The sequence below is a fragment of the Sinomonas atrocyanea genome (genome assembly GCF_030812675.1).
Lineage (GTDB): Bacteria > Actinomycetota > Actinomycetes > Actinomycetales > Micrococcaceae > Sinomonas > Sinomonas atrocyanea_B.
In genome coordinates, this window is the sequence record NZ_JAUSTE010000018.1 from 1 (window position 1) to 24,177 (window position 24,177).

Here is a 24,177-nt window from a genome sequence, read left to right on the forward strand (position 1 = left end):
CTACCCCCCCCCCCCCCACCCAACACCCCGCCCGGCGCGCAACCCCCCCCCCCCCACCCCCCCCCCCCCCCCCCCCCCCCGGGGCGCCCCCCCCCGGGGGGGGGCCCCCCCCCCGACGTCTGTGCCCGGGTGCGGCTTCGCTCCCCCGGGCCGACGGGTCCGGCGGCTCAGCCCGTCCGGCGGGCGGCGCGGCGCTTGCTCAGCTCATCCCCGGGAAACGTCTGGTCTGCGGCGTGTTCGCTCGGCAGCTCGGCGAGACTCCCCTCGACCTCGCGCCATACGCGTCCGACGGCGATGCCGAAGACGCCCTGCCCTCCTTGGACGAGGTCGATCACCTCGTCGGCCGAGGTGCACTCGTAGACTGAGGCGCCGTCACTCATGAGGGTGATCTGCGCGAGGTCCTCGACGCCGCGCTCCCGGAGGTGCCCGACGGCGCTGCGGATCTGCTGGAGCGACACCCCGGTGTCGAGCAGCCGCTTGACCACCTTGAGGACGAGGATGTCGCGGAAGCCGTAGAGGCGCTGGGAGCCGCTGCCTGCGGCCCCGCGCACTGTGGGCTCGACGAGGCCCGTGCGGGCCCAGTAGTCGAGCTGGCGGTAGGTGATCCCGGCGGCCTTGCACGCGGTGGGGCCGCGGTAGCCGGCCTCCTCGTCCAGGGCGGGGAGGTCGTCGTCGAAGAGAAGGCCCTGAGTGCCGGTCGGCGTCTCGGTGCCGCTGCCGGAAATGTGCCTGAGATCTCCGTGCTCGCGCTGGGGACTCACTAAACCCTCCTTCACAGCTCCCCTGGGGGAAATCGCATCCTCCGCCAGGAAGCCTCGAAAGTGCCCCTCGTGTAATTACACTCGGGTCCACCCTCCAGTGTCACCTGAAGCTGTCGGGGAAGCAATGGGAGCTTGTCTCTAACGACGTTAGAACCGTCGGGAGCCGAAATCAAAGACATCGCGCCCGGCGGCGGGGCGTGTCGGCGGCAGCCGCGCCGGGGGTGCCCGGCGGGGCGGCTCATTCGTCGAAGTCCTCCGGCTCCACGTCGGCGAGGAACTCGCGGAAGCGGCGCATCTCGGTCTCCTCCTCCTCGGCGTTCGCGCCCTCCTCGGTCCCGTCACTGCCCTCGGCAAGCTGGACCCCGGCCTCCTCGAGGACGGCGTCCGCGCACCAGATCCGGCAGTTGACCCGCAGGGCCACGGCGAGGGCGTCGGAGGCCCGCGACTCGACGGTGGTCCCGTCGTCGAACCCGAGCTGCGCGTAGAACACGCTGTCCTCGACGGCCACGATGGTTGCGCTGACGATCTGCCGGCCCAGGCTGTGCACCACGCTCACGAGGAGGTCATGGGTGAGCGGCCGGGGCGGCACGACGTGCTGCTGGGCCAGGGCGATGGCACTGGCCTCCGCGGTGCCGATCCAGATCGGCAGGTGCCGCTCGCCGTGGGCCTCCTTCAGGAGGACCAGGGGCTGGTTGGACGGCAGCTCGATGCGGACTCCTACGACTTCTACCTCGATCATCAGCCATCCATCCTCGAGATCAGTCCGTGGACCAGAGCACGGTGCAGGGTCAGGAACAGCTCCCCGAGCTCGCGCGCCTCCTCGGCAGCCCGGACCCGCGAGGCGGGGTCCCGGCGCGACGCGCTCGGCGCCACGGCGCGCTCGATCAGTGCCACCTCCCGCTCCGCGGTGGTCTGGAAGGGCCGCAGGTGCCGGGGCTCGAGGCCGTGGTCCGCGAGGGCCACGCAGGAGCGGGCGACGGCGAGATCGTGCTCGTCGAACCGGCCGTCCTCGGCGCTGATGAGTCCGAACGTGGCCATGGCCTCGACGAGGGCAGCGCTCGCGCCGGACTCCGCCCGGAGCTGGGCCTCTCCCAGCGAACGGGGGCGTGCCCCGCCCCACTGGGCTCCGGGCTCCTCCGGGACGGCCAAGGGGGCGATGCTCGCTCCGCCCGGAAGGCTCTCCGGCCGTTCACCGCGGTCGACCGCGTCGAGGTAGTCCTTGATGACCTTCAGCGGCAGGTACTGGTCGCGCTGCAGCGCCAGGATGAAGCGGAGGCGCTCGACGTCGCCGTCGCTGTACTGCCGGTAGCCCGAGGGAGTCCGGTGCGGCGCGATGAGGCCCTTGTCCTCCAGGAACCGGATCTTGGACGCGGTCATCGACGGGAAGTCCTCGGCCAGGGTGGCGAGGACCTCACCGATGTTCAGGGCCACGGCCCCTTTGCGCTCAGGCTGGGCAGCTGCCATAGATCCGCCCCTCAGGCGGTAGGCCGCACCGGGCTCTGTGCGGGGCTGAGGTAGAAGGTGAGCCGGAACTTGCCGATCTGCACCTCCGAACCGTTGCGCAGGGCAACCTGGTCGACCCGGTCGTGGTTGACGTAAGTGCCGTTGAGGCTGCCCGCGTCGACGACCTCGAAGCCCCGGCCCACCCGCCGGAACTGCGCGTGGCGGCGGGAGACGGTCACATCGTCGAGGAAGATGTCCGCGTTCGGGTGCCGGCCCGCCGTCGTGACGTCCGAGTCGAGCAGGAACCGTGCACCCGCGTTGGGACCGGCATGCGCGATGAGCAGCGCCGAGCCATAGGGCAGCGCGGCGACCGCCTTGGCCTCCTCGGCGCTCAGCGCGGGTGCGATCGTCGTGTCGGCATGGATCGGCGGCATGTGGATCGACGTCGTCTCCGACGCCGATTCCTGACGCTGCGTCACCTCGTCGGCGCCGACGTCCCGGCGCTCGTGGCTCGCCATCAGTTCCTCCTGAACAGTCCCGGAATCAGACTTCTACCCTACCTGCTGCTCGTACTCGGCGGCACTGAGGAGGCTGTCCGTCTGCGCGTCGTCCGCGAGCCGGACCTCGAACAGCCAGCCCTCGCCGTAGGGATCGGAGTTCACGAGGGCCGGATCGGTGTCCAGGGCCTCGTTCCTCGCGACGACGGTCCCGCCGACCGGGGCGTAGATGTCGCTGACGCTCTTGGTCGACTCGACCTCGCCGACGACGCCGTTGGCGCTCACCTCGGTGCCGACCTCGGGCATCTGGACGTAGACCACGTCGCCGAGGGCGTCCTGCGCGAAGTCGGTGATGCCGATGCGCACCACGCCGTCGCCCGGCTCGGCCGAGACCCACTCGTGCTCTGCCGTGTAGGACAGCTCGGCGGGGACGTTGCTCATGGGGCTCGCCTTTCGTCGACGTCGAGGCCTGCGGGCGTGCCCGGGTCGCCTCTGGGTGCGGTGTCGCTGAAAGTATAGGCACAAGGACCGGCGGCGGATTCGCCACGGCCCGCTGCGCCGGGCGCCGTTTCCTGCCACGATGGAGCACGAGCAGTCCATCGAGGGTCAGGAGGGGTCCCATGCCGGAGCTGCCCGAGGTCACGGCACTGGCCGAGTACCTCGACCGGCGCCTTGCCGGGGCGGTCGTCGACCAGGTCCGGATCGGGGCCATCAACGCGCTCAAGACCGCGGATCCGCCGTACACCGCCCTCGTGGGACGGCGCGTCGACTCCGTGGGCCGCCGCGGCAAGTTCCTCGTCATGGTCACCATGCCGCCCTCTGCCGGGGATGGCGCATCCCCCGGCGGCGGGGCGGACGACGCCGGCCCGCTCGCCGTCGTCGTCCATCTCGCCCTGGGCGGGTGGGTACGGGTCACCGACCGCCTCCCCGAGGCGGCCCCGCCCCGGGGCAAGGGCTATGTCGCCGCGCGCTTCGGGTTCGTGCGGGACGGCGAGGAGACCGGAATCGACCTGACGGAGGCGGGGACCTGGAAGCGGCTCTCCGTGCACATCGTGCGCCGCCTCGAGGACGTGCCCGCCATCGCAGACCTCGGTCCTGAGCCGCTCGCGGAGGACTTCACGCTCGAGGCCTTCCGGAAGCTCTTGAACCACCGCAAGCAGGTCAAGGGCCTGCTCCGCGACCAGAAGACCATCGCCGGGATCGGGAACGCCTACAGCGACGAGATCCTGCATGCAGCGAAGATCTCTCCGTTCGCGATCGCCTCGACGCTCGACGATGCCTCCACCGCCCGGCTCTACGAACAGATGCGGCGGGTCCTCACGGCGGCCGTCGAGGAGGACCGGGGCCATCCCCCCGAGGAGCTCAAGGACGAGAAGCGCCGGATCATGCGCGTGCACCGGCGGGCGGGCGAGCCGTGTCCGGTGTGCGGGGACACGATCCTGGAGGTCTCGTTCGCGGACAGCGCGCTCCAGTACTGCCCCACGTGCCAGACCGGCGGGAAGCCGCTCGCGGACCGCCGCACCTCCAAGTTCCTCAAGTAGGCCGGAGGGCGTCCGCAGGCGCGCGGCCGGTGCGGGGCAGGCTCAGATGCGGTCGAGGAAGGCGAGGACGCGGTCCACCGCCAGCGATGCCGCAGCCGCGTCGAAGCCGGTCTGGCTCGAGTCGGCGAAGTAGTGGGCGGAGGACGGGTAGAGGAAGAGCTCTGCGTCCTGTGCCCCGGCGACGATCGCGCGGGCCGCGTCGACGTCGCCCTCCTCCATGAAGATCGGATCCTGTTCTGCCCCGTGGACCTGGAGGGGGACGCCGGCCGGCCACGGTCCGCCGAACTCCTCGGCCGGCACGCACGAGTAGAAGAAGACCGCGCCGCGCGCTCCGGGGCGCGTCTGGGCGAGCTTCTGGGCCGGCAGCACGCCGAGGGAGAGGCCCATGTACACGAGGTTCTCCGGCAGGGCCGACGCGGCACGCTCCCCCCGGGCCACGATCTCGCCGAAGCCGATCCCGCGGGCGTGCTCCACCCCCTCGTCGATGGTTGCGAAGGTCTTGCCCTCGAACAGGTCCGGCGTCGTCACGGTGTGCCCGTTGCGGATCAGGGTCTCCGCGAGGGACGCCACGCCGGGCGTGAGGCCGAGTGCGTGGTGGAACAGGAGGATGTCTGCCATGCCGCACACGCTAGCCGGAGCGCGGCCGGACGGCCAGCGGTGCGGCATCGGCGCGCGGCGGCGGCACGGTCAGGCGACCGGATCGCCCTCGACGGGGCCATCCGTGTTGGGCTTCCAGCCGAGCTCCGGGGCAACGAACCGGGCGAACGATTCGAGGATGTGCAGGTTGTAGTCGGCCCCGAGCTGGTTCGGGATGGTCAGCATCACGGTGTCGGCGGCCATGACGGCCGAGTCGGCCCGGAGCTGCTCGACCAGGTCCTCGGGCTCGGCCGCGTAGGTCTTGCCGAAGGTGGACTGGAAGCCGTCGATGATGCCGATCTGGTCCGAGTCCGTGCGCCGGCCGAAGTACATCGCGTCCTTGGAGTTGACGATCGGAAAGATGCTGCGGCTGACGGACACGCGCGGGGGCCGCGTGTGCCCGGCGTCCCTGTAGGCGGCCCGATAGGCATCGATCTGGTCACGCTGGAGCTCGTGGAACGGCACCCCGGTGGCCTCGGTCAGCAGGGTGGAGCTCATGAGGTTCAGGCCGAGCCGTCCGGTCCACTCGGCCGTCGCGCGGGTGCCGCTCCCCCACCAGATCCGTTCACGCAGGCCCGGGGAGTGGGGCTCAATCGGAAGGAGGGTCCCGGCCGGTGCCTGGCGCGGGTCCGCGGGTGCGAGGCCCTCGCCGTCGATGGCCCTGAGGAACGTCTCGAAGTGGGCCCGGGCGAGGTCTGCGCCGCGGGGGTCCTCGGCCCCCGCGTAGCCGAAGGCCTCGTACCCGCGCAGGGCCGGCTCGGGCGAGCCGCGGCTGACGCCGATCGCGATCCGGCCGGCGCTGATGATGTCGAGGGCCGCGAGCTCCTCGGCGAGGTAGAGCGGGTTCTCGTAGCGCATATCGATCACGCCGGTGCCGACCTCGATGCGCGCCGTCCGGGCGGCGATCGCGCTGAGGAGGGGTACCGGCGCGGCCTGCTGCGGGGCGAAGTGGTGGACGCGGAAGTAGGCGCCGTTCACTCCGAGCTCGTCTGCCCCGACGCCGAGGTCGACTGCCTGGCGGATCATGTCAGCCGCGCTGCCCGTCTGCGAGCCCCGCGCGGGGGCGTAGTGTCCGAAGGAGAGGAATCCGAAAGCCTTCACGGGGGCGTCAACTGCATGCATGCGCATGCGTATTCCTCGCGGGGCGGAAACGAGAAAGGGACCCGACCCGCGTCCGCGGATCGGATCCCTCCTGGTCGGGCTGACAGGATTTGAACCTGCGACCCCTTGACCCCCAGTCAAGTGCGCTACCAAGCTGCGCTACAGCCCGAACATCGCCCGCGCCCGGCGCTCTCACGCCCGGCGAAGCAACCGCTCCAGCATATCCGACCGGGGCGCTCGGCGCGAATCGGGAAGGGGTCGGCGAGCCTCCCTCACCGCGGCCACGGGGCGCTGTACGCGACCGTCAGGTTCTGGGGCTTCCGGCGCCCTCAGGCAGGACGGGGACCTGCCCCGTGGTGAGCGCCGCCGGCGGCGTGAGCATCGAGGCGGCCGAGTGCTCGGCAGAGTAGGCGAGGAACGCCAGGTGCGCCTCGTAGCGGTCGAGGACGTCGTCGATCACCTGCTGCCGGCTCAGGCCCATGAGGTCGTACCCTTCGGAACCGGTCTGGGTGAACACCTCCAGCCGGCAGTACGACTCCTCCTCCGGGTTCGCGCGGCCTCCGAACACCGGCACGGGCGCCTCGACGGCCGCGACCTCGTAGTGGAAGTCCCGCTCATGGTCGATGGCGACGGCGAGCGTGTGGCGGAAGATCCCTGTCCGCTCGTCGGGGAGGGTCCTCAGGCTCGCGTCGTGGCCCTGCGCAGCGAACTCTGCGGACACGTCCGTCAGGGCGGGCCGGACGGTCTTCTCCATGAACTGCGCCACTGCCCTGGCCGAGGGGTAGGAGCGCAGCCCTGCGATGCGCTGGCGCCAGCTCCGTTCTGGGACGGCGCCGCCGTGGGCGGCAGTGGTCCTGCGTCGGAGCACCTGCCCCTCGCGCTCGGCACGTTCCATCCGCAGCGCCTTGGAGAAGGAGGCCATCACGAGGTAGGCGATGACGGTCACCGGCAGCGCGAAGACGAGCGTCGCGTACTCCATCGTCGCCACGCCGCCCGCCACGAGCATCGCCACGGTCAGCACTGCCGTCAGCACGGCCCAGAAGATGCGCAGCCACCTGGCCCCGTCCTGGCCCGGATCGGGGATGGACGAGGAGAAGTTGGACATCACCATGGCCCCGGAGTTGGCGCTCGTGAGGTAGAACAGGAGGCCGGAGAGAGTCGCCAGTCCGATGAGGAACGGGGCTCCCGGGAACATCTCCAGCAGCGCGTACCAGCCCCGCTCCGGGCTCTCCATCGCGAGGTGGGCGAAGTCGAGATTTCCGCCCAGCACCTCCGAGAGGGCGCTGTTGCCGAAGATCGCGACGATGATGACGTCGCACAGCACCGGGGCGGTGACGGCCGCGATGACGAACTCCCGCAGCGTGCGCCCGCGGGAGATGCGGGCCAGGAACAGCCCGACGAACGGCCCCCAGGCGAGCCAGAACGCCCAGAAGAACAGGGTCCACGATCCCATCCATTCCGAGCCGCCGTCCTGGTAGGCGAAGGTCTGGAGCATGCGCTCGGGAAGGGTGGCGACGAACCGGCCGATGTTCTCCACGGTGCCGTTGAGGATGAACGAGGTCTTCCCCGTGACGAGGATGTAGAGCACCATCGCTGCCGCGCTCCAGAGGTTCAGCTCGGAGACGAGGCGGATGCCCTTGTCCACCCCGGAGGTGCAGGCAGCGACGGTCATGACGACCGCCACGACCACGAGCGCGATCTGGAGGCCGAGGCCCTGCTCGAGCCCGAACAGCACGGAGAACCCGACGTTGAGGAGCACCACTCCGATGCCCATCGACGTGGCGACTCCGAACACGGTCCCGACGAGCGCGAAGACGTCGATGGCGTCCCCCATGGCTCCCCGGACGCGTCTGCCCAGGAGGGGGTAGAGGGCGGCCCGGATCGACAGGGGCATCCCCCACCGGTGGGCGAAGTAGCCCATGGCCATGCCGAGCAGGGCGTACATGGCCCACCCGGCGATCCCGTAGTGGAACATCGTCCAGACCACCGCGTCCCGGGCGGCCTCCGGGGTCTGGCCGGTGCCCGAGGGCGGGGCCATGTACTGGGTGATCGGCCCGGTGACGGAGTAGAACAGCATGTCGATGCCGACCCCGGCAGCGAAGAGCATGGCAACCCACGTGAACAGGCCGTACTGGGGACGGGAATGGTCGGGCCCCAGCCGGACGCCGCCTTCCTTGGACAGGGCGACCCAGAGGACGAAGACGATGACGACCGCCACGGTGAGCACGTAGAACCAGCCGACGTTCACGGAGATCCACCCCACCGCCGCGTGCATGGTGCCCGCGGCCTGCCCGGGGGCGAGGATGGCCCAGAGGGAGAAGGCGAGGATGACCGCCGACGCGACGACGAGGACCCTCCAGCGGACCCGCGGGCCATGGCCGTCCGCAAAGTCTGCGGGGCCCCAGCGCAGTTCGGTGCTCGAGACGGGGGGTCTGCCCTCGCCTCCGCCGGTGCGGCGCCTCTCGGTGCCGCCCCATCGGCTGCGTTCGATGGTCGCCGCCGGCGACTCGGCCTCTGGTCCTCGGACATCCGCTGCTTCGGTCACTCATCCTCCTGTTCTGCGGCAGGACGGACCGAGGCGAGCGTGCGGGAGAACCTCCCAGATCTCAGGGGAACGGGGCGCGTGAGGTGCGTCGCCCGCTGCGCGGGGACGTCCTACCGGCTCCTTCCACTGTAGCTCCTCCCGAGGACGACGCCGGCGGCCCGCCCGCGAGGGGCGGCCCGCCGGCGAGGGGCGGCCCGCCGGCGTCGTGCGGGGCTACTTCTTCTTCGAGCGGCGCTCGCGGACGCGCATGCTGATCTCGATGGGCGTGCCCTCGAAGCCGAACGTCTCGCGGAGCCGGCGGGTGATGAAGCGGCGGTAGCCGGGGTCGAGGAACCCGGTGGTGAACAGGACGAACTTCGGCGGCCGGCTCTGGGCCTGGGTGCCGAAGAGGATGCGCGGCTGCTTGCCCCCGCGCACCGGGTGCGGATGCGCGGCGACGAGCTCGCCGAGGAACGCGTTGAGGCGGCCCGTGGGGATGCGGGTGTCCCAGCCGGCGAGGGCCTTGTCGAGCGCGGGCACGAGGCGGTCGCGGTGCCAGCCGGTCTTCGCGGAGAGGTTGACGCGCGGCGCCCACTCCACGTGGGCGAGGTCCTTCTCGATCTCGCGCTCGAGCCAGCGGCGGCGCTCGTCGTCCATGAGGTCCCATTTGTTGAACGCGATGACGAGGGCGCGCCCGGACTCGATCGCGAGCGAGAGGATGCGCACGTCCTGCTCGGAGAGCACCTCGTCCGAGGCGAGGAGCACGACGGCGACCTCCGCCTTCTCGAGCGCGGCCTGGGTCCGCAGGGACGCGTAGTACTCGGCGCCCTGGGCCATGTGCTGCCGGCGGCGGATGCCCGCGGTGTCCACGAAGCGCCACGTCCGGCCGCCGAGCTCGATGTACTCGTCGACCGGGTCGCGGGTGGTGCCCGCGAGCTCGTTCACGACGGAGCGCTCGGAGCCGGCGAGCTTGTTCAGGAGCGAGGACTTGCCCACGTTGGGGCGGCCGATGAGGGCGACGCGGCGCGGGCCCCCGGAGCGCTCGACACCGGCGATGGCCGAGAACTCGGGCAGGACCTCGAGCGCGGCGTCGAGCAGGTCTGCCACCCCGCGCCCGTGGAGGGCCGAGACGGGGTACGGCTGGCCGAAGCCGAGGCCCCACAGCATGGAGGCATCGGCCTCCTGGGCGAAGTCGTCGACCTTGTTCGCCACGAGCAGCACGGGCTTCTTGGACTTGCGCAGCATGCGCATGACGGCCTCGTCGGTGGCTGTCGCCCCGACCGTGGCGTCGACGACGAACAGGACGGCGTCCGCCATGCTGACGGCGACCTCGGCCTGCTCGGCGACCATCGCGTGCAGGCCCTTGGCGTCGTGCTCCCAGCCGCCGGTGTCCACGAGCGTGAACTTCCGGCCGGTCCATTCGGCGGGGTAGGAGACGCGGTCGCGGGTGACGCCGGGGACGTCCTCGACGACAGCCTCGCGGCGGCCGAGGATGCGGTTGACGAGCGTCGACTTGCCCACGTTGGGGCGGCCGATGATCGCGAGGACGGGGTCCATCCGCGTCGGCGTGTCCGCGTCCCAGTCCTCGCCCTGGCCGGCGAGGAGGCGCGCGTCCTCCTCGTCCAGGTCGTAGTCGTCCAGGCCCGCGCGCAGGGTGGCCGCGCGCTGCTCCGCCTCGGCGTCGTCCATCGCGGCGAGGTGCTCGGCGACCTGGTCGGCGCCCTCGGGCACGTACTCGTCGTTCCCGGCGGCGCCGGCGGTCCCGGTGTCCAGGGAATCGGTCATGGGGGTCTCCTTGAAGGGTGTCAGTGGGCCGGGCTCACGCGCCGGCCGGGCGGCTCACGGCCGCGTGCACGACGCCGAGGACGGCGTCGACGGTCTGGTCGAAGTCGAGGTCCGAGGAGTCGACGGTGTAGACGCCGTCGGCGGCCTGGGTGAAGCTGGCCACCGCGGAGTCCTTCGCATCCCGGGCGATGACCTGCTCGCGGAGTTCCTCGGCGTTCTGGGTGCCGCCGAGCTGGGCTCCGCGGCGGCGCATGCGGGCCTCCTTGGAAGCGGTGAGCAGGAGCCGCACCTCGGCGTCGCGCGCCACCACGGTGGTGATGTCCCGGCCCTCGACGACCATGCGCCGGCCGTGGGCCGCGATGATCGCGCGCTGGCGGCGGATCAGCTCGTCCCGCACGCCGAGATTGGTCGCGACGGCGCTCACCGAGGAGGAGATGCGGGGCTCGCGGATGGCCGCGGTCACGTCCGCGCCACGCACAAGGACCCGCTCCGTGGCGGGGCTCGTGCTCAGCTCAAGGTCGAGCCCCCGGGCGGCGGCCTCCACGAGGGCGCCGTCCGTGAGGTCGAGTCCGCGCTCGAGGCAGTCCCACGCGACCGCGCGGTACATGGCGCCGGTGTCGAGGTAGGCCAGCCGCAGCCGCCGGGCGACCTCCTTCGAGACGCTCGACTTCCCCGAGCCGCTCGGGCCGTCGATCGCCACGACAAGGGGCCGGCCGAGCCGCAGGGGCTCGGCGCCGGGGGCGGGCATGTAGCGCACGGACGTACCCTGTGCCGTGCTGAGGGAATGGAGCTCCGTCCCGGCCTGCACGCCGTGCTCCGTCTCCCGCTCGCTCATTGCAGTACCCGCCATCCGCGCTCCTCCAGTTCCGCCACCAGGGCGTCGTGCTTGCTCGGCAGCACCGAGATCTCCACCATGCCCACGTTCCGCCCCGACGAGTGGTCGAGGCGGAGGTCTTCGAGGTTCACCCCGATCTCGCCGATCTCCGTCAGGAGCCGGGCGATCTGCCCGGGCCTGTCGTCGACGAGGACCGTGAGCCACGCGAACGCCTGCGGCGGCCCCCCGTGCTTGCCGGGGATCCGCGCCTGGCCCGCGTTGCCCTCGGTCATGAGCTGCGCCAGGTCGAGCCGGGCCCCCGGGGCCGTGGGTGCCTCGAGGGTGCGGATGAGGCGTTCGACGTCCTCGCGCACACCGTACAGGTGCTCGACGATCCTGCCCGCATTCGCCCCGAGGATCTGCACCCACAGGCCCGGGTCGCTCGCCGCGATGCGCGTCGTGTCGCGCAGGCCGTTGCCGGCCAGGGCCAGCAGCCGCAGGTCCGTGCCCTGCAGGCGCGAGGCCAGCAGCGAGGACATGACCTGGGGCAGGTGGCTCACGAGGGCGACCGCCTCGTCGTGCTCGTCGGCGTCGAACTCGACGACGATGCCGCCGAGGTCGGAGCCGAGGGCCTTGGCGAGGCGGACCGCGCCGGGCTCGGACTCGGGCGCCGCGCAGACCACCCAGGGCATCGAGGTGAACAGCTCGCCGCGGGCGGCGACCGGGCCGGACTTCTCCCGGCCCGCCATCGGGTGCGTGCCGACATAGCGGGCCAGGTCTGCGCCGCGGGCGCGCAGCCCGCGCACGATGGCGCCCTTGACGCTGGCGATGTCCACGACGGTGGCGCGCGGCCAGCGCTCGAGGGCGTGCGCGGCGACGTCGACGGCCACGTCGGGAGGCGTGGCCACGACGACGAGCTCCGGCTGGGCGCCGCGGTCCGCCTCGAGCTCGGCGACCGGGCGGCCCGCGCCGATGTCGACGGCGACGGCCTGGTTGGTGGGCGAGGTGTCCTCGAGGAAGACCGGGACGCCGCGGTGCTCGAGCCCGAGGCCGATGCTGGTCCCGAGCAGCCCGGTGCCGATGACGACGACGGGCCCGTGCAGGTGTGTTGCGGACATGCTCTCCCCCTACAGGCCGACGGCGGCCATGAGGTGCCCGATCTCCTGCTTGCCGAGCCGGCGGATCGTGCCCTGCTTCTGGTCGCCGAGCCCGATCGGGCCGATCTTGGCGCGCACGAGCCGCTGGACCGGGAAGCCCACGGCGTCGAACATGCGGCGCACGACCCGGTTCTTGCCGGAGTGCAGGACCACCTCGACGAGCACGAACCCGGGCGTGGAGTCCACGAGCCGGAACGAGTCGACCTTGGCGAGGCCGTCCTCGAGCTCGACGCCGCGGCGCAGCTGGGCGCCGATGCCCTGGGGCATGGGGCCGCGCACCTGCACGACGTACGTCTTGGGCACCTCGTAGGAGGGGTGCGTGAGGCGGTTGGCGAGCTCGCCGTCGTTCGTCAGGAGCAGCAGGCCCTCGGTGTTCGTGTCGAGGCGGCCCACGTGGAAGAGGCGCTCCGGCGAGCCGGGGCGCAGGTAGTCCGTGATGCACGGGCGGCCCTCGGGGTCGTCCATCGTGGAGACCACGCCGCGGGGCTTGTTGAACGCCATGTAGACGAGATGCTCGTCGGTCTGGACGCGGACCCCGTCGACGTGGATGACGTCGGTCTCGGGGTTGACCCGGGTGCCGAGCTCGGTCACGATCTGCCCGTTGACCTCGACGCGGCCCTCGGCGATGAGCTCCTCGCACACCCGGCGCGAGGCGACGCCCGCGTTGGCCATGACCTTCTGCAGGCGCACCCCGTCCTCGGCCATCTGGGCCCGGGTCCGCGGCTCGTGGGCCGGCAGGGCGGCCGGCTGCCTGCGGGCCGCGCCCTGGCCGGCCTTGCCCACCGGGCCGAGGCTCCTGCCGAAGCGCTCGTTCGCGAAGGGCGCCGCGCCCGTCCCCTTGGGGGTGGGGCGCTCGCCGCGCTTGCGCTGCCCGCCCTTCGGGGCGCCCTTGGCGCCTCCGCGCGCCGCGCTGCCGCGCGCGCTGTTCCTGCGGGGGTTGTCCCCGTTGCGTGGTGAACCCTGGCGTCCCGCCTGTGCCATAACCAATGCCTCTGCAGTATGAAGCAGCCCCTCCGGGGCCGCGTTGGTGGTAGAAAGTGGGCGAATGCCCCCGTCAAGGATACCGGATCGGCCCTCCGGGCCCGCCCGGGGCCTCAGAACGGGGCGTCGATGCCGCCCAGCTCGTCGAGCCCGGGCAGGTGCGGCGAGAGCTTGGGCAGCTCGGCTGCAGAGCCGATCCCGAGCCGCTCCAGGAAGTACGACGTCGTCCGGTACAGGATCGCTCCCGACTCCGGGTCCGTGCCGGCCTCCTCGACGAGGCCTCGGGCCACGAGGGTCTTCACCACGGAGTCGACGTTGACCCCCCGGATCGCGGCGACGCGCGAGCGGCCTACCGGCTGGCGGTAGGCGATGACGGCGAGCGTCTCGAGCGCGGCCTGGGTCAGCCGCGCAGTCTGGCCTTCGAGCACGTACCGGGACACGATGTCCGCGTACTCCGGGCGCGAGTAGAAGCGCCACCCGCCGGCGACGGCGCGGAGCTCGAATCCCCTCCCCTGCGTCGTGTACTCGGCCGCGAGCTCCTCGAGCGCTCCCTCGGCCTCGTGCTGGGGCACCTCGAGGGTGGCGGCGAGCTCGGCCGCGCTGATCGGCTCGTCGACGACCATGAGCACGGCCTCGAGGGCCGCGCGGATCGCCGGATCAGCCTGCTGCATGCTGTCCCTCCCTGTCTGGGGCATCCTCGTACTCCTCGCTGACCCGCTCGGCGCTCCAGTCCTCCCCCGCGGTCCACCGCACGCTCAGTTCGGCGAGCGGCGCCGCCTGCTCGAAGGCCACGGCCCGGTCGCGGAAGAGCTCCAGCAGGGCCAGGAAGCGGGCCACCACGACGAGCCGTGTCTCGGCGTCGGCCGTCAGTGCCCGGAAGCTCAGGGGGCCCGAGCCCTGCAGCCGCAGGCCGATGAGCTCGGCCTGCTCGCGCACGCTCACCGGCGGCGCGTGCAGGTGGTCGGTCCCGACCTCGCTCGGCGGGGCCTCCTTGGGTGCGAACGCCTTCGCGGCGAGGGCGGCGAACTGCTCGGGCGTGTGCCGCCACACGAGCTCGGGCAGCAGGGCGGCGAAGGACGGCTCGAGGGTCACCGAACGCGGGAAGCGGCGCGCCTCGGCGTCGAGGGTCGCGGCGAAGATCGCGGCGATCTCCTTGAAGGCGCGGTACTGCAGGAGCCGTGCGAAGAGGAGGTCGCGGGCCTCGAGGCGGGCCACGTCCTCCTCGTCGTCGACCTCGCCCTGGGGCAGGAGCCGGGCGGCCTTGAGGTCGAGGAGGGTCGCGGCGATGACGAGGAACTCGCTGGCCTCGTCGAGCGCCCAGTCCTCTCCCCTGGCCTGGAGCGCCCGGGTGTAGGCGATGAAGTCGTCGGTGACGGTCGCCAGGGCCACCTCGGTGATGTCGAGGCGATGCTTGGCGATGAGTCCGAGCAGGAGGTCGAACGGGCCGGTGAAGTTCTCGAGGCGGACCTCGAAGCCGCCCGCGCTCTGCGCGGAGTCGGCCGGCTGGGTGTCAGGGAGCTCCACCGCGGGCCACGAGCTCGCGGGCGAGGCTGCGGTACGCCTCGGCGCCCGGGTGGTTGGACGCGTACCGGGTGATGGGCTCCGCGGCGACCGTGGCGTCGGCGAACTTGATGGTCCTCTTGATGACGGTCTCGAAGACCTTGTCGCCGAACGCCTCCACGAGGCGGGCGAGCACTTCGCGGCTGTGCAGCGTGCGGGCGTCGTACATGGTGGCGAGCACGCCGTCCACGACGAGGCGCGGGTTGAGGCGGTCCTGGACCTTCTCGATCGTCTCCACGAGCAGGGCCACGGCACGCAGCGCGAAGAACTCGCAGATGAGCGGGATGACCACGCCGTGCGCGGCGGTGAGCGCATTGACCGTGAGGAGGCCGAGGGAGGGCTGGCAGTCGATGAGGATGACGTCGTACTCGTCCTCGACCTTGCGCAGCGCACTCGCGAGGACCTGCTCGCGCGCCACCTCGGTGACGAGCTGCACCTCGGCGGCGGAGAGGTCGATGTTGGCCGGGAGGAGGTCCACGTTGGGCTCCTCCGTGCTGCGGATGGCTTGGCGGACGTCCACGTGGCGGTCCATCATCACGTTGTAGACGGTGGTATCGAGCTCGTGCGGGTTGATGCCGAGGCCGGCGGAGAGGGCGCCCTGGGGGTCGAAGTCGACGAGCAGGACCTTCCGGCCGTACTCCGCGAGCGCCGCGGCCAGGTTGATGGTCGAGGTCGTCTTGCCGACCCCGCCCTTCTGGTTGACCATCGCGATGATGCGGGCCGGTCCGTGCGAGCTCAGGGGCGCGGGGACCGCGAACGTGTGCAGGGGCCGGCCCGTGGGTCCGAGCTCCACCGTGCCCTCCGTGCCCTCGAGGGAGCCGGAGATGCCGTCCAGAGTCGCTGCGCTCTGTTCTGTGCTCACGTGTCCATCCACACTTTCGATCTCGTTGGCGGCGATTCGCATGCCTACGGCGTCCTTGGCTCCCCAGCCTACACACGGGCGACATGCATTGTGCGGACCTTGACAATCGGCCCCCGGCGCGCCTCACCCTCAACTGGAACTTCAAGGTTCGCGGTCGCGGAGGCGAGCACGACGGCGGGCGGGCCACCCCGTGGAGGCGGCCCGCCCGTCGTCGTGCGCGGCATCCGGCAGCGGCCGGTCAGGCGCGGACGAGCTCCTCCTCGGCCCCGGCCCCCGTGGCCCCGACCTCGGCCTCGCCGCCCTCGCCGTGGCCGTGACCGGCGATCATGGTGGTCTCGTCGAACGGCAGGCGGCCGGAGAGCACCTCGGTCGCCTGGGCGGCGTCGATCTCCTTGGTCCAGGTCCCCATGAGGACCGTGGCCACCGCGTTGCCGGTGAAGTTGGTCAGGGCGCGGGCCTCGGACATGAACCGGTCGATGCCGACGATGAAGGACACGCCGCCCACGAGCTGCGGGGCGTGGGCCTGGAGGCCGCCGGCGAGGGTGGCGAGGCCGGCGCCGGAGACGCCCGCGGCGCCCTTGGAGGCGACGATCATGAAGATGAGCAGGCCGATCTGCTCACCGAGGGCGAGCGGCTGGCCCATCGCGGTGGCGATGAACAGGGAGGCCATCGTCAGGTAGATCGCGGTGCCGTCGAGGTTGAAGGAGTAGCCCGTCGGCACGGTGACGCCGACCACCGGCTTGGAGACGCCGAGGTGCTCCATCTTGGCGATCAGGCGCGGCAGGGCGGCCTCGGAGGAGGACGTCGAGACGATGATGAGGTACTCGCGGCCGAGGTACTTCATGAGCTTGAAGATGTTCACGCCGGAGACGACCTTGAGGACCGTGCCGAGGACCACCACGATGAACAGGATGCAGGTGATGTAGAAGGCGATCATGAGCGTCGCGAGGCTGAGGACTGCCTTCCAGCCGGTGGCGCCGACCACGGCGGCGATCGCGCCGAATGCGCCGATGGGCGCGACCCACATGATCATGATGAGAATCCGGAAGACGAGGGCCTGCGCCTGGGCGATGAAGTCGAGCAGCAGCCGGCCGGTCTTGCCCATGCGCTGGAGCGCGAAGCCCACGAGGAGGGCCACGAAGAGGGTCTGGAGGACGTCGCCGGCGGTGAGCGAGGAGAGCAGGGACTTGGGGATGATGCCGAGGAGGAAGTCCGTGGTGCCTGCCGACTCGGTGGCCTTGTAGGTGGCGTCCTTGAGGTTGAGGCCCTGGCCCGGGTGGACCAGGTTGCCCACGACGAGGCCGATGCCGAGCGCGAACGTGCTCATGACCATGAAGTACAGCAGGGCGAGGCCGCCGACCTTCCCCACCGTCTTGGCCTTCGCGATCGACCCGATGCCCAGGACGATCGTGCAGAAGATGACCGGGGAGATCATCATCTTGATCAGGGCCACGAACCCGTCGCCGAGCGGCTTGAGGTTCGCGGCGAACCCGTCCTTGCCCGGGAACATGAGGCCCACGGCCACGCCGAGAACCACCGCGATGACGACGGCGATGTAGAGCCAATGGGTGCGGTCGACCGACTTCTTCTTCGCGGGCGCCGCATCGGGTGCCGTAGGCGACATTGCCACGGAGTGCTCCTTCGTTGATACCTTGACTTCTGGCCCGGGTGGGCCGGTTCACACTCCACTGTGGATGACGCTGTGACAGACCTCACCGTTGCGGTCATATTGGTCACTGGGAGGAGGAGAGCCGATGCGCCCGCTGAGTCTCGCAGCCCGGATGCTCTGGACCCTCGTGCTCGCCGTCATCGTGCTCACGGGGTTCATGGGGACGGCGATGTACGTCGATGCCCGGGACCAGACGCATGAGCAGGCCGGGCGCCGCACCCTCGCCGTGGCCTCGGCCCTCGCGGACAGCCCGTTCGTGGTGGACGCGGCCCGGCGCGCCGCCGCCGTCAGCCCCACCACCGCCCTCCAGCCGTACGCGATGGAGGTGATGGCCGACGCGGGCCTGGACTTCATCACGATCATGGCCCCGGACCGGACCCGGTGGACGCACCCCGACCCCACCCAGATCGGCGGCAAGTACATCGGCAGCATCGACCAGGCGCTCGCCGGGCGCCCGTTCACCGAGGAGGTCGAGGGGACCCTGGGACCCTCCGTGCGCACCATCGTGCCGATCAGGGACGGCGGGAAGGTCATCGGCATGGTCGCCGCGGGCGTCACGGTGAGCGCCATCGAGGTCGCCGTCGCCGGCCGGCTGCCCGCGCTCCTGGCGATCGCCGCCGCCGTGCTCGCCCTCGGCTCCCTCGGCTCGCTCGGCGTGGGGCGGTACCTCAAGCGGGTCACGCGCGGCTACGGGCCCGAGCAGCTCGGCCAGCTCTTCGCCTACTACGAGTCGGTGCTGCACTCGGTGCGGGAGGGGGTCCTCCTCGTGGACGCCAAGGGGCGCGTGGTGATCCGCAACGACCAGGCTTCCAGGCTCCTCGGCCTGCCGGAGGCGCCGGACGCGGACGACGCCGGCCCCCCCGCCTCGCGCGGGCGCCGCCGCTCCCTCCCCGCGCCGCCCGCCCTCAGCCGGCTCGGCGTCCCGGGGAGCCTGCGCGAGCTGCTCGCGAGCGGACGGACGGCGCGCGACGAGATCCATGTGACCGACGAGCGCGTCCTCGTGGTGAACCAGGAGCCCGCGGTGTCGCAGGAGGGCCGGCGCAGCCGCGTCCTCGGTTCGGTGGCGACGCTGCGGGACCAGACGGAGATCGAGGCCCTCGGCAACGAGCTCGAGACGATGCGCACGCTGTCCGACGCGCTCAGGAGCCAGACCCACGAGCACGCCAACCGGCTGCACACCATCGTCTCGCTCCTCGAGCTCGGGCAGACGGACCGGGCCCTGGCCTTCGCGACCGACGACCTGCGGCTGAGCCAGTCGCTGGCCGACGAGCTCGTCGTCTCGATCGACGAGCCGGTCCTCGCCGCCCTCATCATGGGCAAGGCGGCCCAGGCCAACGAGCGGGGGGTCCGGTTCGATGCGGAGGCCACTGCGTCCCTGGCCGGGGCGGGGCTCGCGGCGGCCGACCTCGTGACCATCGTCGGCAACCTCGTCGACAACGCCATCGACGCCGCCGCTGCGGCGGACGCCCCGCGCTGGGTCTCGCTCGAGATCGCCGAGCACGGGACCTCACTCGTGATCGAGGTCGCCGACTCGGGGCCCGGCGTCCCCGGCGGCGAGGCGGAGAAGATCCTGCGCTACGGATACTCGACCAAGCCCCATGCGGGCCACGGCCGCGGGCTCGGCCTCGCCCTCGTGAAGCGGTCCGTCGAGCGCCTCGGCGGCACCCTGTCCATCACGGGCGGGGCCGGGGCCGTGTTCACGGTCGAGATCCCGCGGAAGGAGGCCGCGCCGTGAGCGCCGCGAGGCCCCGAGGCGGCGCTGCCCCCGGGATCCGGGTGCTCGTGGTCGAGGACGAGCCCATCGCCGCTGCCGCGCACGCCGCGTACCTCGGCCGGGTCCCGGGATTCGTCCACGCCGGGACGGCGCACGACGGCGCGTCGGCCCTGCGCCTGGCCGGCGAGCTGGCGGCGGCCGGGGAGCCGGTGGACCTCGTCCTGCTGGACATGAACCTGCCCGACCTGCACGGGCTGGACGTCGGGCGGCGCATGCGGGCGGCGGGCCATCCGGTGGACATCATCGCGATCACGGCGGTGCGCGAGCTCCCGGTGGTGCGCCGGGCGATCTCGGTCGGCGTGGTGCAGTACCTCATCAAGCCGTTCACCTTTGCCGCGTTCGCCGAGCGGCTCGAGCACTACCGCGCCTACCGGGAGGCCCTCGCGGACGGCGCGGGCCCGGCGTCCCAGGCTGCCGTGGACGAGGCGCTCGCGGTGCTCCGCGCGCCGGTCGCCACGCCCCTGCCCAAGGGCCTCTCGGCGGGGACGCTCGAGGCGATCCGCGACGTACTCCGGGCCAAGGGCGCGCCCGTGTCCGCCTCGGAGGTGACCGAGGCCGTCGGCGTCTCGCGGGTGACGGCCCGGAGGTACCTCGAGCACCTCGCCGAGACGAAGGAGGTCACGCGCTCGGCCCGGTACGGCGCGCCGGGGCGTCCCGAGAACGAGTACCGCTGGATCGGCTGAGGGCCGCCGCGGAGGCCCTGTCGCGAGCGGCGCAAGCAGCCTAGATTTGATGCAGGAACAGCGAGAGGACGCACGATGACCCACAGCCTCGATTTCGGCAACACCGAGGACGATGACCTCACCGAGCCCCTCGACGGCCGCGACAGCCAGGCCCCGGAGGGGTCGAGCGACAATCCGGAGACCATGGACGAGCTCGACCCGCTCCACGATCCGCGCCGGATGATCGAGCTCGACTCCGAGGAGGAAGAGAACCCCGACGTCGAGCTCGGCATCGACTGACAGCCCCGGCCGGGAACGGCCGCGCAGAAATAGGTCCTGCGTGGCGCTCGCACCGGCGGCCCCGCTCCTGTACCGTTGTACCTGTAGTCGTTGTGTTTCACGTTGTGCCTGTACGGCTCCTGCCTCCACCGGATGGCCAGGGCGGTGCGTGCTAGCGGTTTTACGAACACCGCTGCATATCAGGTCCCGACCGTCGGGACCTGCACCGACCCCGAAGGGCAGTCATGACAACCGGCACCGTCAAGTGGTTCAACAGCGAAAAGGGCTTCGGCTTCATCGCCCCCGACGACAACTCCGCTGATGTGTTCGTTCACTTCAGCGCCATCGAATCGAACGGCTACCGCGAGCTCCTCGAGGGCCAGAAGGTCGAGTTCGAGACCCAGCAGGGCCCCAAGGGCCTCCAGGCCGCCAAGGTCCGCCCGCTCTGATTCGAGGACGCCCCGCACGGGGCGCCTGTGAGCAGTGAGCCCGAGAGGGCCGGCAGCGATTCGCTGCCGGCCCTCTCGGCGTCTCGGGACCCAGACCCGGCCCGGGGGCGGCCCGGCCGGGAGCCGGATCCTCCTAGACGTGGTCTCGCCAGGAGTGGCGCGGGTCGTACCCGAGCAGCCTGCGGGCCTTGTCGATCCCGAGCAGGGTCTCGTGCTCGCCCAGGCCCTCCCGCACCTGGACGCCGGGGAAGACCTCGGCGGCCAGCGAGGCGGAGCTGCGCGACATGACCGTGTCCGCCGCGGCGATGATGTACGCCTCGAAGCCCGGATGGGCAGACTGGAGGGCGCGCTCGACGGCCTGCGCGCCGTCGCGGGCGTCGATGTAGCCCCACAGGTTCCACTTGCGCTGCAGCGGGTCGGCGTCGAACGAGGGGAACGCGGCATAGTCCTCGGGCACCATGACGTTGGAGAACCTGAAGGCACTGATGCTCAGCTCAGGGTCCCAGCGGCACAGCTGGATCGCCATCTGCTCCTCGAGGTGCTTCACGAGCGAGTAGGTGCTCTCGGGCCGGGCCGCGTACTCCTCGTCGACCGGGATGTAGGGCGGCGGTGTGTCGAAGGGCAGCCCGAGCACGGTCTCGCTCGAGGCGTAGGCGATCCGCTTCACGCCCGCCCGCCTCGCCGACTGGAACACGTTGTATGTGGCCAGCATGTTGTTGCGGAACGTCGCGGCGTCCGGGACGAGCCCGGGTGCCGGGATCGCGCCGAGGTGCACGACGGCGTCGATCCCGGCGTGGCGGTCGTCGACACCGAGGAAGGCGTCCACCACCTGGCCGTAGTCGGTGAGGTCGGTGCGGATGAAGCCGGGGTCCCGCTCCCCCGCCACATCGAGGCTCCACACGCGGTGGCCCGCCTCGCGCAGGTGCGTCAGGACCACCCGCCCGAGCTTCCCGCTTCCTCCGGTGAGCACGATCTCCATGAACTCCCCTTCCCGTGCGGCCCGTGTGGCCACTGCCGACCATCCTTGTCCGGTTGGGCCGCGGCCGCCACCCCTGCGCGCGTCAGAGCGCGGCGGCCCCGGCACGGACGGACTCGAGGGCCTTGGTCCAGGTCACGAGCTGGTCCAGCATCGGATCGACCGAGGCGGCCTGCATCTCGGTCGGAGCGAAGGCCGAGAAGTTCTCGAAGTCGCCGAAGAGCGAGAACATGCCGGTCTTCTGCACGTGGGCGATCTGGAGTTCGGAGAGGATCCCGCGCAGGTGCTCGACGGCGCGGACGCCGAACGCCGAGCCGTAGGAGACGATCCCCGCGGCCTTGTTGGCCCACTCCGCGTTGAGGTAGGAGAGCGCGTTGGCCAGGGCCGGGGCCACCGAGTGGTTGTACTCGGGCGTGACGAAGATGAAGCCGTCGAACTCGTCGATGCGGGCAGAGAATTCCTTGGTGGCCTCGTTGCTGTACTGCTGGTAGCCCGCGGGGACGGCCTCGTTGAGGAGCGGGAGGTTGAAGTCGGCGATGTCCACGAGCTCGAACTCGACCTCGGGCTGGCGCTCCTGGGCGCGTGCGAGCACCCACTCGGCGACCTGGAGGTTGTTGCGGCCCGGACGCGTGCTGCCGGTGATGACGGCGATCTTGCTCATATGCTCTCCTTGTTGACGCATCAATCAAAACTTGATGGTTCAACTACAGCATGGGCATAATTGATGTGTCAAACATCTGGGGACCTGAGGAGACGCTGTGAGCACCCACACCACGGCCGGGCCGCACTGGCTCGACGAACGCGAGAAGGACGTCTGGCTGGCGCTGCGCCGGCTCGTGTGGGGCCTCACCCCCGCCATCGACAGGCAGCTCACGAGGGACTCGCGGCTGTCCGGACCCGAGTACTCGGTGCTCGCGACGCTCTCGGAGTGCCCCGACGGCGTGCTGCGCTCCGGGACCGCTGCGCAGGAGCTCGGCTGGGAGCGCAGCCGCCTCTCCCACATCCTGCGGCGCATGGAGGCCAAGGGGCTCGTCCACCGCAGCTGCTCCGCGGACGACGCCCGCGGTCAGGACGTGACCCTCACCGAGGCCGGGAGGGCCGCGATCACCGAGGCGGCGCCCGGCCACGTCGAGTTCGTCCGGCGCGTTGTCTTCGACCCGCTCACGCCCGACCAGCAGGACGTGCTCGGGCAGGCATGCCACCGGATCGCGGAGGCCATCGCGGCGGCCGAGGGCGGGCCCGTGGGATCCGCCGCGTCCGGGGACGGCGGCCAGTAGACTGCACGGATGACCTGGCATCGCACGGCGTCCCAGTGGTTCCGACTCCCCGCCGGCCCCCTCTGGGAGGTGCTCTCCGAGGTGCGGCGGTGGCCCGAATGGAACCCCGCGGTCGGTGAGGCCGGGCTGGATTCGGCGCTCGCGGAGGGCACCAGGGGCCACTATGCACCCGCCCAGCGGGTCTTCGGGGCCCTGCACCGGCGCACCGCTCCCGGGTTCACCGTCACCCAGGTCGATCCGGGCCGCCGGCTCGTGCTCCGCCAGCCCCAGCCCGGGGGCGGCCAGGAGATCGAGTGGTCGCTGCAGGAGCGGGACGGCGGAACGCTCTTCACCCAGCGCGTCGTGGTCGACGGCCCGCTCGCGCAGCAGTTCGGCCTCACGGCGGGCGAGCCCCTCGTGCGCGGCTTCGCGGAGCAGTGTGCGCGCCTGTACCGGCTCGCGGCCCCCGCCGGCGACACGGACGACACCGCCGACGACGCGGCGCGGCCCCCACTCACCGTCCTCGCCGGCGGCACCGGATACCTCGGCACACTGCTCGCGGCGGACCTCCTCTGCTCGGGGCACGAGGTGGCCCTCCTCACCCGGTCCCGCCAGCCGGGGCCCTTCCGGCAGATCCTCTGGGACGGGCGCAGCCAGGGTCCCTGGAGCGCCGAGCTGGGCGCTGCCGGGAGGCTGGCCCTTGTCAACCTCAGCGGCGTGAGCCTCGACCGGCCGGGCACCGAGGCGAACCTCGCGCTGCTCCGCGACAGCCGGGTCGCGCCCACGCGGGCCCTCGTCGAGGCCAGCCGGACCTGGCCTCGGCCGGTGGAGCGCTGGGTGCAGCAGAGCGCCGTCGGCATCTACGGCGACTCGCAGGAACCGATGGACGAGCGGGCCGCTCCCCCGTCCGACGCCCCCGGCCTCGCGGCCGTGGTGCGCGACTGGGAGGCCGCGTTCGATCCGTCCGCCGCCGCCCGGGCGACGGTGCTGCGCACGGCCGTGGTGCTGGACCGCGACGCCGCGGTGCTGTCCCGGCTCACCGGTCCAGCGCGGCTCGGGGCCGGCGGCCACCTCGGCACGGGCGAGCAGTGGTTCAGCTGGATTCACGCGGCCGACTGGCTGCGGATCGCCCGTGCGGGCCTGGGCGTGCCCCCCTCGGCGGGCGAGGCGCCGGTGGAGCTCCCCGACGGCGTGGTCAACGCGACCTCGCCGCAGCCCGTGCAGAACCGCGAGCTCATGGCGCACATCCGGGAGTTCGTTGGCGTCCCCGTCGGCATCCCGGCCCCGGCAGGGCTGCTGCGCGCGGCCGCCGGCGTGCTGCGCACCAACCCCGACCTCGCCCTCGACAGCGTCCGGGCCGTGCCCGGTGTGCTCAAAGACGCCGGGTTCGACTTCCGCTACCCCCAGCTCGCGGCGGCCTTCCGCGAGATGTCCGCCTAGCCCGACGCCC

Annotated in this window: 25 protein-coding genes and 1 tRNA gene; 7 read left to right on the forward strand and 19 right to left on the reverse strand. The window is 71.7% G+C overall.

Annotation, left to right across the window (positions count from 1 at the left end):
• Positions 1-167 precede the first annotated feature (167 nt).
• The 5 genes from J2W20_RS17895 to gcvH all read right to left on the reverse strand — a co-directional run bounded on the left by J2W20_RS17895 (position 168) and on the right by gcvH (position 3,142).
• Entirely contained in the window at positions 168-725 is a 558-nt protein-coding gene (locus J2W20_RS17895; RefSeq protein WP_307008399.1) for a MerR family transcriptional regulator, read from the reverse strand.
• Between the two features lie 274 nt (positions 726-999).
• On the reverse strand, positions 1,000-1,500 hold the full coding sequence (locus J2W20_RS17900) for a bifunctional nuclease family protein (RefSeq protein ID WP_307008331.1): 501 nt from the start codon (positions 1,498-1,500) through the stop codon (positions 1,000-1,002).
• Positions 1,500-2,225, reverse strand: coding sequence for a transcriptional regulator FtsR (gene ftsR / locus J2W20_RS17905; protein WP_307008333.1), 726 nt, complete (start codon positions 2,223-2,225; stop codon positions 1,500-1,502). The genes J2W20_RS17900 and ftsR overlap by 1 nt, the downstream gene beginning before the upstream one ends.
• Positions 2,226-2,236: 11 nt before the next feature.
• Positions 2,237-2,722 carry an FHA domain-containing protein gene (locus J2W20_RS17910; RefSeq protein WP_307008335.1) on the reverse strand — a complete coding sequence of 162 codons (486 nt, stop codon included), beginning with the start codon at positions 2,720-2,722 and terminating at the stop codon, positions 2,237-2,239.
• A gap of 33 nt (positions 2,723-2,755) precedes the next feature.
• On the reverse strand, positions 2,756-3,142 hold the full coding sequence (gcvH, locus tag J2W20_RS17915; protein WP_307008337.1) for a glycine cleavage system protein GcvH: 387 nt from the start codon (positions 3,140-3,142) through the stop codon (positions 2,756-2,758).
• A gap of 179 nt (positions 3,143-3,321) precedes the next feature.
• Between gcvH and J2W20_RS17920 the strand changes: the two genes are divergently transcribed.
• Positions 3,322-4,242, forward strand: a complete 921-nt coding sequence (locus J2W20_RS17920) for an Fpg/Nei family DNA glycosylase (RefSeq protein WP_307008338.1) — start codon at positions 3,322-3,324, stop codon at positions 4,240-4,242.
• 42 nt (positions 4,243-4,284) lie between these two features.
• Here the strand turns inward: J2W20_RS17920 and J2W20_RS17925 are convergent, their stop codons facing one another.
• The 12 genes from J2W20_RS17925 to J2W20_RS17980 form a co-directional block, all read right to left on the reverse strand.
• Entirely contained in the window at positions 4,285-4,860 is a 576-nt protein-coding gene (locus J2W20_RS17925) for a dienelactone hydrolase family protein (protein ID WP_307008340.1), read from the reverse strand.
• Positions 4,861-4,929: 69 nt separating this feature from the next.
• Entirely contained in the window at positions 4,930-5,979 is a 1,050-nt protein-coding gene (locus tag J2W20_RS17930; protein ID WP_307008402.1) for an LLM class flavin-dependent oxidoreductase, read from the reverse strand.
• Positions 5,980-6,071: 92 nt separating this feature from the next.
• A tRNA-Pro gene (locus tag J2W20_RS17935) sits at positions 6,072-6,148 on the reverse strand.
• Between the two features lie 135 nt (positions 6,149-6,283).
• Positions 6,284-8,524 (reverse strand): choline BCCT transporter BetT, encoded by a 2,241-nt coding sequence (gene betT / locus J2W20_RS17940; protein ID WP_307008342.1) that lies wholly within the window; start codon positions 8,522-8,524, stop codon positions 6,284-6,286.
• 213 nt (positions 8,525-8,737) lie between these two features.
• Positions 8,738-10,288, reverse strand: a complete 1,551-nt coding sequence (der, locus tag J2W20_RS17945) for a ribosome biogenesis GTPase Der (protein ID WP_307008344.1) — start codon at positions 10,286-10,288, stop codon at positions 8,738-8,740.
• A 34-nt stretch (positions 10,289-10,322) separates the two neighbouring features.
• On the reverse strand, positions 10,323-11,036 hold the full coding sequence (gene cmk, locus J2W20_RS17950; RefSeq protein WP_307008404.1) for a (d)CMP kinase: 714 nt from the start codon (positions 11,034-11,036) through the stop codon (positions 10,323-10,325).
• Positions 11,037-11,119: 83 nt separating this feature from the next.
• Positions 11,120-12,220 (reverse strand): prephenate dehydrogenase, encoded by a 1,101-nt coding sequence (locus tag J2W20_RS17955; RefSeq protein ID WP_307008346.1) that lies wholly within the window; start codon positions 12,218-12,220, stop codon positions 11,120-11,122.
• 9 nt (positions 12,221-12,229) lie between these two features.
• Entirely contained in the window at positions 12,230-13,240 is a 1,011-nt protein-coding gene (locus J2W20_RS17960; RefSeq protein ID WP_307008348.1) for a pseudouridine synthase, read from the reverse strand.
• 113 nt (positions 13,241-13,353) lie between these two features.
• Positions 13,354-13,911, reverse strand: coding sequence for an SMC-Scp complex subunit ScpB (scpB, locus tag J2W20_RS17965; protein ID WP_307008350.1), 558 nt, complete (start codon positions 13,909-13,911; stop codon positions 13,354-13,356).
• The gene (locus J2W20_RS17970; protein WP_307008351.1) at positions 13,898-14,764 is read right to left on the reverse strand and encodes a segregation and condensation protein A; all 867 of its coding nucleotides are present in this window, start codon (positions 14,762-14,764) and stop codon (positions 13,898-13,900) included. The genes scpB and J2W20_RS17970 overlap by 14 nt, the downstream gene beginning before the upstream one ends.
• A complete protein-coding gene (locus tag J2W20_RS17975; protein WP_307008353.1) occupies positions 14,751-15,662 on the reverse strand; it encodes a ParA family protein in 912 nt (303 codons plus the stop codon). The genes J2W20_RS17970 and J2W20_RS17975 overlap by 14 nt, the downstream gene beginning before the upstream one ends.
• Positions 15,663-15,900: 238 nt before the next feature.
• Positions 15,901-17,286, reverse strand: a complete 1,386-nt coding sequence (locus tag J2W20_RS17980) for a cation:dicarboxylate symporter family transporter (protein WP_307008406.1) — start codon at positions 17,284-17,286, stop codon at positions 15,901-15,903.
• 130 nt (positions 17,287-17,416) lie between these two features.
• Here J2W20_RS17980 and J2W20_RS17985 point away from each other — a divergent pair, with 130 nt between their 5' ends.
• From J2W20_RS17985 to J2W20_RS18000, 4 genes are all read left to right on the forward strand, one after another.
• Positions 17,417-19,066 (forward strand): sensor histidine kinase, encoded by a 1,650-nt coding sequence (locus tag J2W20_RS17985; protein WP_307008355.1) that lies wholly within the window; start codon positions 17,417-17,419, stop codon positions 19,064-19,066.
• Complete coding sequence (locus tag J2W20_RS17990) at positions 19,063-19,788, forward strand: response regulator (protein WP_307008357.1); 726 nt, start codon at positions 19,063-19,065, stop codon at positions 19,786-19,788. The genes J2W20_RS17985 and J2W20_RS17990 overlap by 4 nt, the downstream gene beginning before the upstream one ends.
• Positions 19,789-19,863: 75 nt before the next feature.
• Positions 19,864-20,067: a hypothetical protein gene (locus J2W20_RS17995; protein WP_307008359.1), complete on the forward strand. Its 204-nt coding sequence runs from the start codon at positions 19,864-19,866 to the stop codon at positions 20,065-20,067.
• A 224-nt stretch (positions 20,068-20,291) separates the two neighbouring features.
• Positions 20,292-20,495, forward strand: coding sequence for a cold-shock protein (locus J2W20_RS18000; RefSeq protein WP_066497363.1), 204 nt, complete (start codon positions 20,292-20,294; stop codon positions 20,493-20,495).
• Positions 20,496-20,628: 133 nt separating this feature from the next.
• Here the strand turns inward: J2W20_RS18000 and J2W20_RS18005 are convergent, their stop codons facing one another.
• Both J2W20_RS18005 and J2W20_RS18010 read right to left on the reverse strand, forming a co-directional pair.
• Positions 20,629-21,474: an NAD-dependent epimerase/dehydratase family protein gene (locus J2W20_RS18005; protein WP_307008408.1), complete on the reverse strand. Its 846-nt coding sequence runs from the start codon at positions 21,472-21,474 to the stop codon at positions 20,629-20,631.
• A gap of 82 nt (positions 21,475-21,556) precedes the next feature.
• Positions 21,557-22,132, reverse strand: coding sequence for an NADPH-dependent FMN reductase (locus tag J2W20_RS18010; RefSeq protein WP_307008360.1), 576 nt, complete (start codon positions 22,130-22,132; stop codon positions 21,557-21,559).
• A gap of 97 nt (positions 22,133-22,229) precedes the next feature.
• Here J2W20_RS18010 and J2W20_RS18015 point away from each other — a divergent pair, with 97 nt between their 5' ends.
• Together J2W20_RS18015 and J2W20_RS18020 are read left to right on the forward strand one after the other, a co-directional pair.
• The gene (locus J2W20_RS18015) at positions 22,230-22,748 is read left to right on the forward strand and encodes a MarR family winged helix-turn-helix transcriptional regulator (protein WP_307008362.1); all 519 of its coding nucleotides are present in this window, start codon (positions 22,230-22,232) and stop codon (positions 22,746-22,748) included.
• A gap of 9 nt (positions 22,749-22,757) precedes the next feature.
• Positions 22,758-24,167 carry a DUF1731 domain-containing protein gene (locus J2W20_RS18020; RefSeq protein ID WP_307008363.1) on the forward strand — a complete coding sequence of 470 codons (1,410 nt, stop codon included), beginning with the start codon at positions 22,758-22,760 and terminating at the stop codon, positions 24,165-24,167.
• Positions 24,168-24,177 lie beyond the last annotated feature (10 nt).

Bases quoted from the DNA above. Each gene is read 5' to 3' on its own strand.
- J2W20_RS18020 (WP_307008363.1), top strand. From the start codon at position 22,758: ATGACCTGGCATCGCACGGCGTCCCAGTGGTTCCGACTCCCCGCCGGC.
- der (WP_307008344.1), bottom strand. From the start codon at position 10,288: ATGACCGATTCCCTGGACACCGGGACCGCCGGCGCCGCCGGGAACGAC.
- J2W20_RS18005 (WP_307008408.1), bottom strand. From the start codon at position 21,474: ATGGAGATCGTGCTCACCGGAGGAAGCGGGAAGCTCGGGCGGGTGGTC.
- J2W20_RS17960 (WP_307008348.1), bottom strand. From the start codon at position 13,240: ATGGCACAGGCGGGACGCCAGGGTTCACCACGCAACGGGGACAACCCC.
- J2W20_RS17910 (WP_307008335.1), bottom strand. From the start codon at position 2,722: ATGGCGAGCCACGAGCGCCGGGACGTCGGCGCCGACGAGGTGACGCAG.
- J2W20_RS17980 (WP_307008406.1), bottom strand. From the start codon at position 17,286: ATGTCGCCTACGGCACCCGATGCGGCGCCCGCGAAGAAGAAGTCGGTC.
- J2W20_RS17985 (WP_307008355.1), top strand. From the start codon at position 17,417: ATGCGCCCGCTGAGTCTCGCAGCCCGGATGCTCTGGACCCTCGTGCTC.
- J2W20_RS18000 (WP_066497363.1), top strand. From the start codon at position 20,292: ATGACAACCGGCACCGTCAAGTGGTTCAACAGCGAAAAGGGCTTCGGC.
- J2W20_RS17920 (WP_307008338.1), top strand. From the start codon at position 3,322: ATGCCGGAGCTGCCCGAGGTCACGGCACTGGCCGAGTACCTCGACCGG.
- J2W20_RS18010 (WP_307008360.1), bottom strand. From the start codon at position 22,132: ATGAGCAAGATCGCCGTCATCACCGGCAGCACGCGTCCGGGCCGCAAC.
- cmk (WP_307008404.1), bottom strand. From the start codon at position 11,036: ATGCCCGCCCCCGGCGCCGAGCCCCTGCGGCTCGGCCGGCCCCTTGTC.
- ftsR (WP_307008333.1), bottom strand. From the start codon at position 2,225: ATGGCAGCTGCCCAGCCTGAGCGCAAAGGGGCCGTGGCCCTGAACATC.
- J2W20_RS17925 (WP_307008340.1), bottom strand. From the start codon at position 4,860: ATGGCAGACATCCTCCTGTTCCACCACGCACTCGGCCTCACGCCCGGC.
- J2W20_RS17995 (WP_307008359.1), top strand. From the start codon at position 19,864: ATGACCCACAGCCTCGATTTCGGCAACACCGAGGACGATGACCTCACC.
- scpB (WP_307008350.1), bottom strand. From the start codon at position 13,911: ATGCAGCAGGCTGATCCGGCGATCCGCGCGGCCCTCGAGGCCGTGCTC.
- J2W20_RS17900 (WP_307008331.1), bottom strand. From the start codon at position 1,500: ATGATCGAGGTAGAAGTCGTAGGAGTCCGCATCGAGCTGCCGTCCAAC.
- J2W20_RS17955 (WP_307008346.1), bottom strand. From the start codon at position 12,220: ATGTCCGCAACACACCTGCACGGGCCCGTCGTCGTCATCGGCACCGGG.
- gcvH (WP_307008337.1), bottom strand. From the start codon at position 3,142: ATGAGCAACGTCCCCGCCGAGCTGTCCTACACGGCAGAGCACGAGTGG.